This is a genomic window from Neisseria sp. P0001.S005, assembly GCF_051963715.1.
This window is the reverse complement of sequence record NZ_JBQCTZ010000776.1, coordinates 1-365: the sequence shown is the minus strand read 5'-3', so window position 1 is coordinate 365 and position 365 is coordinate 1. Positions and strand designations below refer to the sequence as shown.

Below are 365 nucleotides of genomic sequence, written 5' to 3'. Positions count from 1 at the left end.
TTTTTGTAAGTGCTGTAATCGACACCGCACAAGTCAACCAGAAGCTCGAAATGCAACTCTTCATGGTCGCGCAATGCGGTCATGACTGAAATATAGTGTTCGGGCAGACACTCGACGGTAATCTCGCCCAAAGCTGAAATAACTTTGCTTGCCTGATCGCCAAGCACGCCGACGACGGTCTCGTATAAGTTTTGAATGCTTGCCATATCGTCCTCTCCTTACTCGTCACGCGCGATGGTGGAGGTGCGCTTGATTTTTTGTTGGAGCTGAATCAGGCCGTAAATCAGGGCTTCCGCAGTCGGCGGACAACCCGGCACATAAACGTCTACCGGCACGACGCGGTCGGCACCGCGCACAACGGAATA

The 365-nt window shown here is 52.6% G+C and carries 1 protein-coding gene and 1 pseudogene; both read right to left on the bottom strand.

The annotated features are described in order from the left end of the window. Positions 1-206 (bottom strand): NADH-quinone oxidoreductase subunit C (locus ACTHSP_RS22820; RefSeq protein ID WP_440347105.1); only part of this gene is annotated, 206 nt, incomplete at its 3' end. A gap of 12 nt (positions 207-218) precedes the next feature. Next, positions 219-365: pseudogene (locus tag ACTHSP_RS22815) on the bottom strand (NADH-quinone oxidoreductase subunit B); the annotation flags it as partial.